At 70.3% G+C, this 15,397-nt stretch carries 14 protein-coding genes; 8 read left to right on the forward strand and 6 right to left on the reverse strand.

The window, feature by feature from the left end:
* Positions 1-15: 15 nt before the first annotated feature.
* A complete protein-coding gene (locus tag ACFWY5_RS00435) occupies positions 16-2,634 on the reverse strand; it encodes an aldehyde dehydrogenase family protein (RefSeq protein WP_379610277.1) in 2,619 nt (872 codons plus the stop codon).
* Positions 2,635-2,981: 347 nt separating this feature from the next.
* On the opposite strand from ACFWY5_RS00435, the gene ACFWY5_RS00440 reads away from it, so the two are divergent.
* From ACFWY5_RS00440 to ACFWY5_RS00465, 6 genes are read left to right on the forward strand one after another with little or no spacing between them, the layout of a single operon-like run.
* Positions 2,982-3,239, forward strand: a complete 258-nt coding sequence (locus ACFWY5_RS00440) for an acyl carrier protein (protein ID WP_379610278.1) — start codon at positions 2,982-2,984, stop codon at positions 3,237-3,239.
* Positions 3,236-4,006, forward strand: a complete 771-nt coding sequence (fabI, locus tag ACFWY5_RS00445) for an enoyl-ACP reductase FabI (RefSeq protein WP_379610279.1) — start codon at positions 3,236-3,238, stop codon at positions 4,004-4,006. The genes ACFWY5_RS00440 and fabI overlap by 4 nt, the downstream gene beginning before the upstream one ends.
* A complete protein-coding gene (locus ACFWY5_RS00450; protein WP_379630144.1) occupies positions 3,993-5,678 on the forward strand; it encodes a thiamine pyrophosphate-binding protein in 1,686 nt (561 codons plus the stop codon). Before fabI ends, ACFWY5_RS00450 begins: the two co-directional genes overlap by 14 nt.
* The gene (locus ACFWY5_RS00455) at positions 5,668-6,747 is read left to right on the forward strand and encodes a hypothetical protein (RefSeq protein ID WP_379630145.1); all 1,080 of its coding nucleotides are present in this window, start codon (positions 5,668-5,670) and stop codon (positions 6,745-6,747) included. Before ACFWY5_RS00450 ends, ACFWY5_RS00455 begins: the two co-directional genes overlap by 11 nt.
* Positions 6,748-6,780: 33 nt before the next feature.
* Entirely contained in the window at positions 6,781-7,611 is an 831-nt protein-coding gene (locus ACFWY5_RS00460; RefSeq protein ID WP_379630146.1) for a metalloregulator ArsR/SmtB family transcription factor, read from the forward strand.
* A complete protein-coding gene (locus ACFWY5_RS00465; RefSeq protein WP_379630147.1) occupies positions 7,608-8,195 on the forward strand; it encodes a dihydrofolate reductase family protein in 588 nt (195 codons plus the stop codon). The genes ACFWY5_RS00460 and ACFWY5_RS00465 overlap by 4 nt, the downstream gene beginning before the upstream one ends.
* A 5-nt stretch (positions 8,196-8,200) precedes the next feature.
* Here ACFWY5_RS00465 and ACFWY5_RS00470 read toward each other — a convergent pair whose 3' ends face one another.
* Together ACFWY5_RS00470 and ACFWY5_RS00475 are read right to left on the reverse strand one after the other, a co-directional pair.
* On the reverse strand, positions 8,201-9,112 hold the full coding sequence (locus ACFWY5_RS00470) for a CU044_5270 family protein (RefSeq protein ID WP_379630358.1): 912 nt from the start codon (positions 9,110-9,112) through the stop codon (positions 8,201-8,203).
* Positions 9,112-9,645, reverse strand: a complete 534-nt coding sequence (locus ACFWY5_RS00475; RefSeq protein ID WP_379610284.1) for an RNA polymerase sigma factor — start codon at positions 9,643-9,645, stop codon at positions 9,112-9,114. Before ACFWY5_RS00475 ends, ACFWY5_RS00470 begins: the two co-directional genes overlap by 1 nt.
* A 176-nt stretch (positions 9,646-9,821) precedes the next feature.
* Between ACFWY5_RS00475 and ACFWY5_RS00480 the strand changes: the two genes are divergently transcribed.
* Entirely contained in the window at positions 9,822-10,205 is a 384-nt protein-coding gene (locus ACFWY5_RS00480) for a Cpe/LpqF family protein (protein WP_379630148.1), read from the forward strand.
* A 36-nt stretch (positions 10,206-10,241) separates the two neighbouring features.
* On the opposite strand, the gene ACFWY5_RS00485 is transcribed toward ACFWY5_RS00480, so the two are convergent.
* The 3 genes from ACFWY5_RS00485 to ACFWY5_RS00495 form a co-directional block, all read right to left on the reverse strand.
* Positions 10,242-11,951, reverse strand: a complete 1,710-nt coding sequence (locus ACFWY5_RS00485) for a S8 family serine peptidase (RefSeq protein WP_379630149.1) — start codon at positions 11,949-11,951, stop codon at positions 10,242-10,244.
* A 116-nt stretch (positions 11,952-12,067) separates the two neighbouring features.
* Positions 12,068-13,012, reverse strand: a complete 945-nt coding sequence (locus tag ACFWY5_RS00490; RefSeq protein ID WP_379630150.1) for a hypothetical protein — start codon at positions 13,010-13,012, stop codon at positions 12,068-12,070.
* A 63-nt stretch (positions 13,013-13,075) separates the two neighbouring features.
* Positions 13,076-14,200 carry a TetR family transcriptional regulator gene (locus ACFWY5_RS00495; protein WP_379630151.1) on the reverse strand — a complete coding sequence of 375 codons (1,125 nt, stop codon included), beginning with the start codon at positions 14,198-14,200 and terminating at the stop codon, positions 13,076-13,078.
* A gap of 78 nt (positions 14,201-14,278) precedes the next feature.
* Between ACFWY5_RS00495 and ACFWY5_RS00500 the strand changes: the two genes are divergently transcribed.
* Positions 14,279-15,394, forward strand: a complete 1,116-nt coding sequence (locus tag ACFWY5_RS00500) for an FAD-dependent monooxygenase (protein WP_379630152.1) — start codon at positions 14,279-14,281, stop codon at positions 15,392-15,394.
* Positions 15,395-15,397: the final 3 nt, after the last annotated feature.

The raw sequence follows: 15,397 nt of genomic DNA on the forward strand, positions 1-15,397 counted from the left end.
GGCTGCCTTTCGCGTTCAGTCGAGTCGTGGCGTGGTCAGGTGCTCGGCGACCACCTGGGAGAGGAGCGCGGGCCCGGTCCAGCGTTTGCCGTACCGCATGACGTAGCCCGCCATGACACCGTGCCCGCCGAACGGCTGGTTGCCGTTGTCGACGTCGATCAGCGTGCTGTTCACGGCCACGGTGTGTCTTTTGCGCAGGGTGTCGACGAGGTCCGGCTCGCCGTCGTACACCATGGCGCCCATCGCCCGTTCGGCGAAGAAGGGCGAGTCGATGTGCTGGTTCACCTGCTGCGCCGTGGAGTAGCCGACGACGTTGAAGATCGGGGCGAAGAACTCCACGATGGGTACGCGCGGGGCCCAGTCCCGTACCAGGACGGTGGGTTCGACGCGTTTGGTGCGGAAGTCGATGGCGCCTCCGGCGACGATGTTCTCGTGGTTGCGGCGCAGGTAGTCGGCGGAGGCCTCCACCGCGGTGTCGTACCAGAGGCTTCCGTAGTCGGCTTCGGGGTCGCGGTTGCTGCCGTACTTGGCCGCCGTCACCGCCTGGGTGAGGCCGTCGATGAAGCTGTCCTTGACGGAGTCGTGGACGTAGAGGACGTCGGGTCCGTAGCAGTCCTGGCCCGAGTTGAGCAGACGCACCCGCATGGCATCGCGTACGGCCCGGCCGACCTGGGCGTCCGGCCCCACGATGAACGGGTTGACCCCCTGCCCGAAGAAGACGAAGAGCTGTTCGTCGCGCAGGGTGGCACGGACCTGTTCGGCGTTCTTGTAGGTGCCGGTGAAGATGACGACGTCGGCGGAGGCCACCTGGCCGGTGACGAACTCCCGCTGGCTGGCCTCGACCACCTCGATCGGCAGGTTGTGCACGGGTGCCAGGAGGGCGTGCAGCCGGTGGAGCTGGCCGGCGATCACGCTCGCCGGCCTGGCGGTCAGCCGCTCGGTGAACAGTGCGGGCACCAGGAGATAGAGGACGTAGCTGTAGAGCAGGACGTTCGACGGCATGAACGCGGCCAGGCGGCGGACTCTGGACGGCCCGTGGGTGAGGACCTCCTCGACCGCTCCGGCCAGGGTGGCGCGGGAGGCTTCGATCTCGTCCATGACCGACCGGTGCAGCGAGATCTCGGTCAGAATGTCGATGATCGGCTGCGGATCGTCCCGCAGCATCTCCTCCACGGCCCGCAGGCCCCGCACCCGTTCCTCGGGCGGCATCATGGCCGGCGTTCCCGCCGGCGCCCGGACGCCGCCGGTGGCGGTCAGCCGCCGCAACGCCGCCATGTCGGGTTTGCCGCGGGCGGTGACCGGGATCCGGTCGAGCACGATGACCTGGTTGGGGCCTTCGTGGGCGGGGAGCTGTGCGGTGAGCCGGGCCCGCCAGTCGGCGGGCTGCGGTTCACCGGCGTCGGCGACGAAGAAGACGAGCCGGCACCCGAGCCGCTCGTCCTCCACCGGGACGACCGCGACCGGACGTCCCAGTACGGCCGCCGCCCGGCGCTCCACGGCCTCCGGATAGATGGTGTGCCCGAGGCGGTGGACGGCGAACTTGCGGCCGACCACGTAGAGGTTGCCCTCGGCGTCCTTGTGGCCGAGGTCGTTGGTGCGCAGCTCGGTCAGGGGCGCCGCCTCCTCCTCCAGAGGCAGGTAGCCCTCCATCAGGTCGGCGGAGCGTACGACGACCTCGCCCATCTGGCCGGCGCTCAGTTCTTTGCCGTCGTCGTCGACGATCGTCACGTCGACTCCGGCCAGCGGGCGGCCGCAGCCGTTCGGGTTGTCCGGCGTGGCCAGCGCGATGTTGCCCGCCTCCGTACTGCCGTAGCCGTCCAGCAGCGGCTGGCCGGCCTCGGTGAGGAACCGGTCGGAGAGCGTCGGATCCAGGGGCGCGCCGCCCACACACCACATGCGGACACGGGACAGATCGGCCAGCAGTTCCGGCCGGCGCTCCGCGAGATTCAGGATCGTGTGGTACGTCGAGGGCGTCGCGTCCACGGACGTGGCGCCCGCGTCGGCGCCCGCCCGCAGGGCCCGGTCGAGCCGGCTGTACGGGGTGATGAGCAGCGAGCAGTCGCTCATCAACCAGATCAGGACCAGCGAGATCCCGTATTGGTGGGAGAAGGGGAGGAGCGGCAGCAGCACGTCCTCGGGCTTGTACGCCATGCGGGCAGCGGTCCGCTCGGTGTTCGCGATGATCGAACGGCCGGAGCGCACGATGCCCTTGGGGTGCCCGGTCGAACCGGAGGACCACGCGATCAGCGCGTCACGACGGCCGGTCCAGGGGTTGAGGTCGAGGGACCGCACGGGCGGGTCCTGCACCGTTGAGACCAGCCGGCCGAGCTCGATGGTTCGCATACCGGCCGGTGGCAGTGTGGCGTCATCCGTCAGTGCGATGTTCGTTCCGGATGCGGCGGCCATCCGCTCGAGTTCACCGCGCGTTTGATGCGCGTCCACAATCACGATGGAAATGTTTAGGTTGACGAGAGCGAGGAATCCTACGACAAAGTCCGGCGAGTTCCGCGCGACCAGGAGAATGCGATCCCCCGGTGCTATGCCGTCCCGTGCGAGCCCCTGCGAGACGGCGGCTGCGATGCTCGCCACCCGTTCATTCGTTATTGCCGATCCATCGGAGATCAGCATCAGCATCACCTACCGAGGACTTTCCTACGTGACGCTGGATAACGGGTCAACGTCGGTCTTTCCGGTCATCCGACCTCCAAACTTCGGCGGTTGACCGCGCGATACCTCCTAGTCATGCGAGGTATTTGCATCTGCATACTCACCTCACGCATCGGGTCACCCACCTTCCGTCAGGGCAGCGACAGAGCGCCTACCAGCGATTATGAGAAGTCTGGAAATCGATCCAGCCAGATTGTCCGGCATCTGGACACGGATAACGGCCAGTCCGAAAAGGATCATCGACCATCCTTGACGCTTACAAGTGTTCCGACGTATAACCTCATTCGGCGTAACTTCCATCGAGAGGCTGGGTAATGACTGAAACTCGCGAAGACATATACGGCGAGGTCAGCGCCATCATCCAGGAAGTAACAGGAATGCAAGCGGCAGATGTATCGCCGAAGAAATCCATCGTCGATGACCTCGATATCGACTCGCTGTCTATGGTCGAGATCGGGGTGGCGGTCGAGGACAAGTTCGCGGTCGAGATCACGGACGCGGAGATGCCGAAAATAGTGACGGTCGAGGACCTGATCGACCACATCGAGCAGGCGATGGCGGCCCGGGGTTGAACGGGATACTGACCGGAAAACGACTGCTCATCACGGGTGTTCTCACCCCCTCGTCCATCGCATTCCACGTGGCCAGGCTGGCACTGGAGAATGGCGCGGAAGTCGTTCTCACGGCCTTTCCCCGGGCAAGCCTCGTCGAGCGCCTCGTGCGCCGGCTGCCGGGTCCGGCACCGGTCGTCGGCCTCGACGTCACCGACCCCGAACAACTCGCCGACCTCGCCGACCGCGTCGGCGAGCATCTCGGCGAGCTCGACGGCGTGCTCCACTCGATCGCCTACGCGCCGCCCGCCGCTCTGGGCGGCAACTTCACCACCACCACGTGGCCGGACGTCGCCACCACGCTGCGGACCTCGACCTACTCGCTCCACAGCCTGTCGATCGCGCTCCTGCCCCTGCTGCGCAAGCCGGGCTCGTCGATCGTCGGGCTCGACTTCGACTCCTCGGTGAGCTGGTCCGAGTACGACTGGATGGGCGTGGCCAAGAGCGGGCTCGAATCCTGCGCCCGCTACCTCGCGTACTACCTCGGCCCCCAGGGCATCCGGGTGAACCTGGTCGCGGCGGGCCCGATCAGGACCGTGGCGGCCGCGGAGTTCGACAAGCAGCCCGGCGACGACTTCTACGCCAAATGGCAGGCCAGGGCCCCGCTGGGCTGGGAGGCCGACGCCGATCCCGTGGCACGGGCCTGCGTGGCGTTGTTCTCCGACTGGTTCCCCGCAACGACCGGGGAGATCCTGCACGTGGACGGCGGTGCGCATGCCGTCGGCTGAGCCCGGGACGGCCATGTGGCGCCACATCGCCACGACCCTCGCGCACGCCGGATGCGATCTGGTGACCGGCGTGCCCTCCGACGAACCCGCTCTGCTCGACGCCGCCCTCGCCGTACCCGGGCTCAAGGTGGTGCCGGTGCGCGACCAGCGGGCGGGCGCCTGCCTGGCGGCTGGGCACGCGCTGGTGTCCGGCGGCCCGGCCGTCCTCGCGACCAACTCCGGCCCTTCGCTGCCCAACGCCCTGGCGGGCCTGCTGGAGGCGGCGTCGCTGCACGCGCCCGTCGTCGTGGTGACCACGCGGATCCCCCGGGCCGGTCTGGGCAGGGGCGGCTTCCAGCAGGTGGACCAGCGTGCGGTCAGCGCCGCCGTGGCCAAGTGGTACGTGCTGGCCGAGGACGTGGACCAGCTGGACTGGGCCCTGCGGCAGGCCGTGCACCGTGCGATCAACGGCGCGCCCGGGGTCGTGGTCGTCGAGCTGGCCGAGGAGGCACTCCAGGGCGAGCCACCGCGAAACGCCGCGCTGACGACTCCCCTGCGACGGCTGCGCTCGGCTCCCGCCGGGGACGATCTCGGCCGGGCGCTGGACATGATGGCGACGGCCACCGCGCCGGTGATCATCGCGGGCGGCGGCGCGAAGGCGGCCGGCGCGGGCGCTCCGCTGCGGGCGCTGGCCGAGACCTGGGGCGCGGCCGTGTTCGCCACCGCCGCCGGGCGGGGCGTGCTCGACGAGGACCACCCGCGCTACTGCGGACTCGCCGGGCTCTACGCCGCCGCTCCCGCCGCCGGACTGCTCGACGACGCCGATGTGATCCTGGCATTGGGCACCCGCCTGGAGGAGACCGTACGCACGGGGTGGAGCCTGACCGGGCAGCGCCTGATCCACGTGGACGCCGATCCCGACGCCTTCGACCTCGCCGTCCGCCCCGAGATCGCGCTGGCCGGCGACGCCGCGCTCACCGCGCGCCTGCTCGCCGACGGCCTCACGGCGCACCCGTCGCCGGCCTGGTCCGAGCGCGTCTCCGCGGTGAAGACCGAACTCCCCCACGCCGGCTCCTTCGCCGCGTCGGCCCTGCGCGCGGTCCGGTCCAGGTTCGGGCGCGACCTCGTGCTCGTCCAGGAGAACGGCCTGCACGACATGTGGAGCTACCACTACCCCCTGCTGTCGCTGTCCGAGCGGGCCAAGGTGGTGGCGCCGGGCGAGCAGACCATGATGGGCTTCGGCGTCGCCGCGTCGCTGGGCGCCGCGCTCGCCGAGCCGTCGCTGCCCACCGTCGTGATCTGCGGCGACGGCGCGATGACGATGAGCATGAACGCGCTGCCGGTCGCCGCCGAGCAAGGGCGCGGAATCGTCTTCCTCGTCTTCGAGAACGGCGGCTTCGGCTGGCCACGCTACGTCCGCGCCCTGGCCGGATCCGACACCCGCATCACCCGGTTCGCCGGCGGCGAGCCGCCCTACGAGGCGGTCATCCGCGCGCTCGGCGGCTGGAGCACCCGCTGCCGGACGACCGGCGACCTCGACCCCGCACTGGAGAAGGCCGCCGAACACGCCAAGAACGGCGCGCTCGCGCTGATCGCCGTCCCCGTCTCCGACACCGACATCCCTCCCGGCGTCCTTCGCGCGTACGGCGGCGCCCCAGAGTCCCCGGACAAGGCTGACGACCATGACGCGTGACATCTACACCTGGCAGGGTGGATCGGTCGGCATCGCGGTCAGCGACAGCCCCGTCCTCTGGCCGTCCATCGGCGAATATCCCTTCTACGACCGGATCCTGTACTACGTCATGACCCACGACCACCTCAGGAACGCCGCCCTCGGCCACGCGCTCCGGGCGGTGGCGCCGGGCCGCCGGGTCATCGACATCGGGACCGGCCGCGACCTCAACTGGGCCCTGGAAGCCGCCGGTCACGGGGCCAAGCACGTGTACGCGATCGAGGCCAACGGGGAGAGCCACGCCATGGCGGCAAGGAGGGGGGCGGCCTCGCCGTACGCCGACATCATCGAGGTCGTGCACGGCACCTCCTTCGACGTGCGACCGGCGGAGCGGGCGGAGGTGTGCGTGGCCGAGCTCATCGGGTCGATCGCCAGCTCGGAGGGCATGCTCGCGGCCATGACCGACGCGCACGCGCGCCTGCTCACCCACGACGGCGTGGTCGTGCCCGCCGCCTGTGACACCTTGGCCGGGGCGGTGTCGTCGCGGGAGCTGTTTCCCGATGGCCCGGCCTTTTCGCGGAAGGCGCTGCCGTACCTCAGGAAGATCTTCGATCTTTATGAGCGGCCCTTCGACGTGCGGCTTTCGGTGGCCGATCCGGGGCCGGAGGTCCTGCTGTCGACGGCCGGGGTGGTGGAGAGACTCCGGTTCGACGGGTCCGCACCGCTGGAGGACACCTCGCGCGTGAGCCTGACGATCGAGCGCGACGGGGCCGTGGACGGGTTGTTGTGCTGGATCGGGCTGGAGGCGGGCGCGGGCGCCAGGCGGGTGGACTCGCTGCGGGACAGGACGAACTGGATGCCGGTGTACCTGCCGGTGTTCGACTCCGTCGTGCCGGTGCGGCGGGGGGACGAGCTCACGGTGGAGTTCGAGCGCCGGACGAGCGACGACGGCGTGCACCCCGACTACCACGTACGCGGGACGCTGGTCACGGCCGCCGGGGTGACCAGCGGGTCGATCCTGTCCGGGCACCACGAGCCGCAGCTCGGGACGAAGCCGATCTACCGCCGGTTGCTCGAAGTTATTCCTTGACACGAATATTCGCCATGGTGAATACTCAAAGCCATGGACGCACTCCTCACCGCACTGGCCGACCCGGCCCGCTGGCGGCTCGTCACCCTGTTGGCCGAGCGGCCCCGCTCGGTCGGCGTCCTCGCCCAGCTCGCCGACGCGCGCCAGCCGCAGACGACCAAACATCTGCAGACCCTGGAACGCGCCGGCGTCGTCACCTCCCACCGCACCGGCCAGCGCCGCGTCTACGCGCTTCAGCCGGGCCCCCTGCGGGACCTGGCGGCCGCGATCAACCGGCTGGCCGAGACCGCGGACCAACGCGGCGGCCACCGCGAGACCTTCGACCGCTACGAGCGCAGCCTCGACGCGGAGCGGCTCGCGGCGGACGAGGCGGGCTGGGCCGACGGCCGTTCGTTCCGGTTCCAGCGCGTGCTGCCCGGACCACCTGAGCTGGTCTGGCGCCATCTGACCGAGACCTCCCTGCTCGCCCACTGGTGGACACCCGACGACCTGCGCGTCTCCGAGCTCGTCTTCGAGGCGCGGCCGGGCGGCCGGATCTTCCACGAGTACCGCGACGCCGAGGACGCCGACGGCACCGACCTGGTGGTCGGACGCGCCGAGGGAGTCGTCGGCGAGGTACGCCCCCGCGAGCGCCTCACCTACCGCAACTCCCCGCTGCTACCCGGCGGCGGAACCGCCTTCACCGCCCACGTCGACCTCGGGCTCCGGCCCACCGGCACGGGCACGGAACTCGACGTCCACTGGCGGATCACCGACAGCACCGTCGAATCCGCCGACTTCATCGCCGGCATCGAGATCGGCTTCGGCCAGAGCCTCGACAAGCTGACCGCGGCCATCGCCGCCGACACAAGGAGCACGAAATGACCCGCAAGGTGACCGCGAACATCTCCCTCACCCTCGACGGCCGCTACCACGGCGCCGGCGGGCCCGGCGACTTCGGGGCGTTCGCCCCGTACGTGACCAGCGACGTCGCCCGCGACCACATGAACCTCATCTGGGAGAACGCCACGACGGCGGTGCTCGGCCGGGTCAACGCCGAAGGCTTCATCGGCTACTGGTCCACGGTCGCCGAGGACGACAACGCCGACCCGCGTGACCGCGGCTACGCCAAGTGGCTGGTCAACACCGAGAAAGTGGTCTTCTCCACCACCCTGACCGAAGCGCCGTGGGAGCGCACGCGCCTGGTGAACGCCCCCGTCGCCGACGTCGTCACCGAGCTCAAGGCCACCGGCGAGGGCGAGATCCTGGCCAACACCAGCCCCACCATCATCAAGGCGCTGCTGGCGGCGGACCTGCTCGACCGGCTGTACCTCATGATCTTCCCCGAGATCGTCGGCGGCGGGCAGCGCCTGTTCGAGGACGGCCTGCCGGCCACCAAGTGGACGCTCACCCACCAGGTGACCGGCCCGCTCGGCGAGATGGCCATGGTGTACGACAGGGTCCGCTGAACGCCCTAGTCCCGCGGCGTCTCGTCGGTCCAGCCCAGCCGCCTGACCACGTACGACGTCATCTCATCCTGTACGGCCAGCAGCTCACCGGTGTCCCGGTCGATGATGATCCGCTGCTCGCCGTACTCCACCGCCACCCCGGCGCGGCCCTCGGCGTCGGTGACCCCGTCGGCGACCCGGAAGCCCGGCAGCCCGGCGAGCAGCCGGTAGAGCGCCGCCCTCGTGCCCGGGGTGCTCTCGGCGTCGAGGAGCATCCACTTGGCCGAGGCCCAGAGCCAGCTCTCCTGGCTGTCGGCCCCGTCGGCGGGGAACTCCTTGAGCATCTCGGCCTTCAGCGCGCCGGCCTCGGTGGGCAGACTGGTGACGGGCGTGAGGGTCAAGGGGATGAAGTAGGTCCTGCCGATGTCGCAGCCGTCGCTGCCCTGGCAGAGCGCGGGCGAACCGGCGTCCTTCCACGCCTGTTCGTCGGCGGGGGTGAGCGGTTGGGTGGTGACCTGACCGCGATCGGTGTGCCGGCGTCCTTCCCTGTTCACCCACAACACCTCCTCGATCCGGTGCTCGACGGTGTATCCGGCGGCGGTCCTGGTCCGCGAGTGGCGCAGCAGGTCCCGCCGCCACCAGGCGCCCTCGCCGGGAGGTCGCGCGGCCAGCCGGTCGGCCGCCGTGCCGAGCACCGCGGCCGGATCCGGTACGCGCGCCGCCGTCTCGATCCGGGGGCCGCCCAGCATGGGCGCCACCACGAAGCCGCCGGTCAGCACCACGGCGACCGCCGCGGCCGCGAGCGCCATCCTGGACCAGGCCGGCAGGCCGCGGCGTCGCGCGCCGCCGAGCATCCGCGCGCGGAGCGCCATCGCCCTGGCCGGGTCGGCGGGCGGCACGTCCGGCATCACCTCGTCGATGAGCTGGAACTCCTTCATCACACCTCAACTCCCAACGCGTCACGCAGCTTGTTCCTGGCCCGGCTCAGCCGGGAGGCGACGGTGCCGTTGGCGACGCCGAGCGCCGCGGCCACCTCGTCATAGGTCAGCTCGCCGTACGCGACGAGCAGCACCACGTCGCGTTCCCCGCGCGACAGCCCGGCCAGCGCGGCCGAGAGCTTCTGGACGGTCACCCCGGCGGCGATCCGGTCCACGACACGTTGTTCGTGGCCGTCGTCGCCGGGGGACGGGCCGGATCTGGCCAGCGCGCGGTAGCGCCGGAGCTCGGCCCGCCGGTGTTTGCCGATGAGGTTGGTGGCTATGCCGTACAGCCAAGGTCTGATGCCGCCTTGGGCGGCGTCGAAGCTGTCGCGGCGGCGGAAGGCGATCAGAAACGTCTCCGCGGCGAGGTCCTCGGCGATGTCGAGGTCGAGGCGGCGGCCGACGTAGCGGCGTATCTCCTCGTAGTGCGCGTCGAAGACGGTGGCGAATCGCTCGGGGTCGGCGACCGCGCCGTCGAGTGACAGGGTCATGCGGCGTTCTCTCTTGCCGGGAAGTCTGGACACCTGTGATTGCCCGCTCCCGGCCGAGCCTTCCATCAGATTTCGAGTACGGCCTGCCGCACGGTCACCGGCCGCTCCCTCCATCGCCTCATTCTGCCTGAACGGTATGATCTCCCCCCGGTCCGGCGAGATCATGAGGAGACTTGGTGAAAGCTGTCAGGGTGTTGGCCGCGTTGCTGGCCGCCGTCTCGATCGCGGCGGCGGGGTGTGGCGGCGACGGCGGGACGGCGGTCGCCGTTCCCGACAGTCCGGCGGGCAAGCAGCTGAGCTGGTACATGGACGCCGTGAACCGGACGCCGGTCGCGGACAAGGAGCTCAAGGAGCACCTCAGCGCGGCCTTCCTCAAGGAGATCCCGCCGGAGGAGTTCAACCGGGTCGCCAAGACTCTGGCCGGGCTGAAGGTGACGGAGCTGACCGAGGTGAAGCCGGACGCGCTGAAGGGCAAGGCGTCCGCGTCCGGGCAGGAGTACAAGGCGGAGATCTCGGTCGACGACGCCGGGAAGATCGACTATCTCCTGATCACGGGCTGAGACCAGGTGCGGCCCGGCGGCCGCACCTGGCGGGATTCAGCGGACGGCGTCCAGGGCGTCGACGATGCCGGAGCCGTAGAAGCCGTTACGGGCCCGGCCGCCCTCGCACAGGTGCGTGGCGGTCACGGTGGTGCCGTTGGGCAGGTGGCGGGTGTAGGTGAAGGCCGGCGGCGTCGGGCACGAGGTCCTGGTCGCGGAGGCCTTGAGGACGGATTCGACGATGCTCGGGTTCAGGGTCTTGCCGCCGTGCCTCGGGTCGCGGTGGCCGTACCTGCTGACGATCAGCGCGGCGACGCCCGCGGCGCGCGGGGAGGCCATCGAGGTGCCCTGCAAGTACTGGTAGTAGGCGCAGGTGCCGCGCTGGCAGTCCCGGACCACGTAGTCGACGTTGGGCGAGCCGTCGGGGTTGAGCTCGCCGTTGTCCCTGGCGAGCTGCTCGGGGTAGGCCGACAGCGTGGCCTTGGTGACGTCGCGGGTGTTGGCCGCGGTGTCGTAGACGTCGCCGCCGGGGGCGGACACGTCGACGAATCCGTTGCCGAAGCTGGAGAAGTACGACTTGCGCTTGCTGATGCCGGTGGCCGAGACGCTGATCACGTTGCGTCCCTCGCCGGGCATGGAGATGCAGCTCGGCGGGATGGTCCGCTCGTACGGCGCCTCGCCGGGCTCGCTGGCGAAGTCGGGGCTGCTCGTGTCCACGTAGGGCTTGGTGTAGTCGGCGGCCTGGTTGCCCGCCGCCGCCACCAGCGTGACGCCGCGCCGGTGGGCGTAGTCGAGCGCCCGCTGCGTCGCCTTGATGATCACTGCCTGCTCGGCCCGGTCCGCGGGGGAATCTGCGGCGTTGTCCGTGCAGTTGAACAGCCACGGGTCGATGTAGTAGCTCATGTTGACCACGTCGATGCCGTGGTCGCCGGCGTACGTCAGCGCGTCCACGCTGGGCTGCAGGAAGAAGTAACCGGAGTCCTGGCCGGCCCGCAGGTTGACCAGCGTCACCTTGGGCGCCACGCCCGCGATGCCCAGCCGGTTGATCGGCGAGCCGATCGAGGACGCCACGTGGGTGCCGTGGCCGTTCTCGTCCACGTTGGCCGCGTCCTCGCACGAACCGTCGGCCTCGTCCGCGCACGGCCCGTCGACCGGCGCGCCGTTGGCGTCGGCGGGGATGTCGGTGGTGAAGTTCCTGCTCAGCGCGTTGCTGAAGTTGGGTGCGATGTCCGGGTGCGTGCCGTCCACGCCGGTGTCCAGAATGGCCACGACCACGTCGCGTCCGCCCTGGTTGTACCGGTGCGAACCGTCCGCGGTCGCGTTCATCTGCTTCATGTCCCACTGCAGCTCGGCCAGCGGCTCGGCGCCCGGCCTCGGCCTTCCGGCCGTCGGGCCCGCCTTGCCGCGGCCGGCGTCGTGCCCTTCCTTTTCGACCGTGTCGGTACGGCGTGCCGTACCGACGGCCCGTGCGCTGGGCGGCGCCTGCCCGATCGTGCGGTTGCGGGCGACACCCTCGATCGCCCCGTCCGACGCCAGCGCGGCGGCGAAGTCGGCGCGGCTGGTCGTGACGGTGGCCAGGCCGACCGCGGTGTTCTCCTTGACGACGACGCCGCCCGCTGCCTCGATGGCCTGGCGGGCGCCGGTGGCGCCGTCCTTGTAGAGCACCACGTACTCGGCTTCTGGTCCTTGCCGCTGTGCCTGTACCGGTGCCGACAGGGCGGCACCGACAAGTAAGGCCGCGGCGGAGACCATGATGACGCGTTTCACGCGTACCTCCCGTAGGGGCGGAAAGAGCTCGCCCGCCACTTTGAAGGGATTTGCCGGATTCGACCACCTTTGATGAGATCCGTAACCCGAGCGTGACCAACGCCGGTCGGAATGAGTCAGGGGTGCAGGTGGGACCAGCTTGCCTCGTGCCCCCAGAGGGAGGCGGGGTCGACGTAGTGGCGCAGGAGGTCGTTCAGCTCGGCGTCGCCGCGGCCGTTCAGCTCCTCCGAGGCGATCTTCCTCGCCACTCCGGCCAGGAAGTCGGCGATCTGGATACGCGCGTCGAGCCGCGACTCGGTCAGGCGCAGACCGGCCAGCCGGGCGCGGGAGGCCAGGCGGGGGTCGTTGAAGACGCCCTTCAGCTCGACGATCCGCTCCTCCGACAGCGTGGTCTGCCGGTCGTGAACGACCTCGACGGGGCGGCCCGACGAGCTCCAGGCCACGACGGCCTGGATGATGGCGGGGATCAGGGGGTCCAGGACGGGGATCGTGCGGGGGTCCTCGGCCAGCCGTGCCAGGAAGGCGTCCATGTTCCGGCGGGTCGCGGCCAGCGGCCCGGTCAGTTCCGGGGCACGCAGGTCGTTCAGCCGGTCGTAGAAGGTCTGCGCCGGTACGCGGGCGCGCATGACGTCGTTGAAGGACTCCAGGAACGCGGTCCAGCCGTCCAGGGCGGGGCCGGTGCGGTAGAGGGCCTCTGTCTCAAAACTACGGTAGAAGCCGAGGCTGGGGCTGTAGGGGTCGTCCAGCAGGTCGACGATCCTGCTGACGATGAAGAAGCGTTTCTCCACCAGGTAGACGCGGGCGGTGCCGTAGATGGGGCCGGACTGGCCCAGGAGCCAGACGAGGGCCGACCGGTGCTTGCCGCGCAGCAGGTGGTTGGCCTTGTACTCGGTGGCGGGTGAGCGGATGCGGTCGCGGAGCACGCGGATGACGTCGTCGGCCGCCTCGATCTCCATCGACACGCTGGCATGCGCGAACACGTCGGTGATCGCGGCGGTCAGGTTCTCCCCCTCCGCCCCCGACTCGTCACACGCGATTTCAAGATCTTGACCGGTCACCATAAGGGCTCCATCGTTGCCCGTGCCTCGAACCAGGCGCAACGGGTTTCGTGCTGTGTCTCAAAACTAGAGGTGGCGGTAGAGGGTGGCTCGTGAGACACCCAGGATCCGGGCGATCTCCGACACGGTGGTGTCGCCGTTCCGGCGGAGGCGGCGGGCTTCGGCGATCATCTCCGCACTCATACTCCGAGGCCGACCCCCCACCTTCCCGCCACCCCCCACAGAACCCCCTCCGGCCAACGCCCCCTCACCTGCGCCCGACGCCCGCGCACCCGCGAAAGACCCCTCACCTCCGGCCGCGCGCCTCTCCCCTTCAGCCCCTTCGTCTCCAGCCACACGCCGCTCCCCTCCGGCCGGCGACTCCCCGCCTCCGCCCACAGACCACCGCCTTCCGACCGCAGGCCTCTCCCCTCTGGCCAGCGACCCCTCGCTCTCGGCCGACGACTGCTTCCTCCCGGCCGCAGGCCGCCGCCCCCTCGCCGCCGGGACTCCCGCTCCCGCAGGAGGCTCCGTGCCTCCGGCCAGCGACCCCTCGCTCTCGGCCGACGACTGCCCCACCCCGGCCGACAGCCCCTCACCTCCGGCCGCAGGTCGCCGCCCCCTGGGCGAAGGGCTGGTGTTTCCGGGGGGTTCCGCTTCTGCGGGGAGTTCTGATGAGGCGGGAAGTTCCGGGGGGTCGGTGAGCAGGCGGCGGGCGCCGTTCAGGATGTGGTGGCGTAGTTCGTCCGTCGGTACGTCGGCGAGCAGGATCACCGGGTCGCTGAGCAGGGCCACCACCTGGATGGCGCGCACCCGTTCGCCCAGGTCGGGGCTGGGGCCGGCGACCATCTCGTTGGCGCGGTTCATCACCGTGAACCACCGCTCGAACACCTCCGGCGGCAGCGCCGGCATGTTGGCGACGATGGTGCTCAGCACGTCCCGGTGCCGCAGGTACACCTCCAGCAGCGTCTCGACCGTCCCCCACCCGCCGCCGCCCTCCCGCGCCACCCGCTCAACGGCCGCGTCGGTGTCGTCGATGAGTGGCTGGGCGAGGGTGGCGAGGATGTCGGCCTTGGTGCGGAAGTGGTACAGAACGGCGGTCTTGGTCAGCCCCAGCGCCTCGGCGATCTCCCGGACCGAGGTGTTCTGGCTGCCCTGGCGCGCGAACAGCTCCCCGGCGGCGGCGAGGATCCTGTCCCTGGTGTCGATCACACCGCGCATCCTACCTCTTGCCTGACCATTGGTCAGGGGGCTATGGTCGCAACTGACCAATGGTCAGGAAGGACCATCATGAACATCCTCATCTCAGGGGCGGGCATCGCGGGCTCCACGCTGGCGTACTGGCTGGCGCGGCACGGCATGAACGCCACCGTCGTCGAGCGGTCGGCGGGACAGCGTTCGAGCGGCAGCCCGGTGGACGTCCGGGGGCACGCGGTCGAGGTGGCCGAGCGGATGGGCGTGCTGCCCCGGCTGCGGGAGGCCGCCACCCGCGTGAACAGGGTGTCGTTCGTGGACGCCGCCGGTCGGCGCGTAGGCGGCATGCGCGTTGGGCGGCCGGATGGTGGGGAGGTCGAGCTGCGCCGTACCGACCTCGCCGGGACTTTGACGGAGGCCGCACGCGACCACGCCGAGTTCGTCTACGGCGACTCGATCGCGAGCCTCACGCAGGACGGCGGCGGCGTGGACGTCGAGTTCGACGGTGGCACGCGGCGGCGGTTCGACCTGGTGGTGGGCGCCGACGGCCTGCACTCCAACGTGCGGCGGCTGGCATTCGGCCCGGAATCCCGGTTCGTACGGCATCTGGGGCTCTATGTCGCGACGCTCCCCTTCACCGGGCGGGTGTCCGATCCGAGCGAGGTCGTCATGTACAACGCCCCCGGCCGCTCCGCCACCCTCCATCCCTCGAACGGCGAGGCCGTCGCGGCCTTCATCTTCCACGCGCCCACGTTGCCCGGCTTCGACCACCGCGACACCGCACAGCACCGGCGCCTGCTGTACACCGCCTACCGCGAGCCCGCCTGGCGCCTGCCAGAACTGATGGAACACGTGGCTGCCACGGACGACCTGTTCTTCGACGCGGTCAGCCGGGTCCGCCTGGACACCTGGACGGCGGGACGGGTGACGCTGGTGGGCGACGCCGCGTCATCGGTGTCCCTGTTCGGCGACGGATCCACCTTGGCCATGTCGGCCGCATACACGCTGGCGGAGGAACTGGCAGCCGGCACCACCACCGCCCTGACCCGCTACGAACACCGCCACCGCACCCTGGCCGACCCCCGCCGGCGCCACGTCACGATGGTCTCCCGCCTCCTGATCCCCAAGACCCGCTACGGCCTGACCACCCGCAACCTCCTGACCCGCCTCCTCCCCACCCCCGGCGGACCGTCAGGAGGGGCGGGTCCTTGATTG

This window comes from Nonomuraea sp. NPDC059007, assembly GCF_042740555.1.
Classification (GTDB): domain Bacteria; phylum Actinomycetota; class Actinomycetes; order Streptosporangiales; family Streptosporangiaceae; genus Nonomuraea.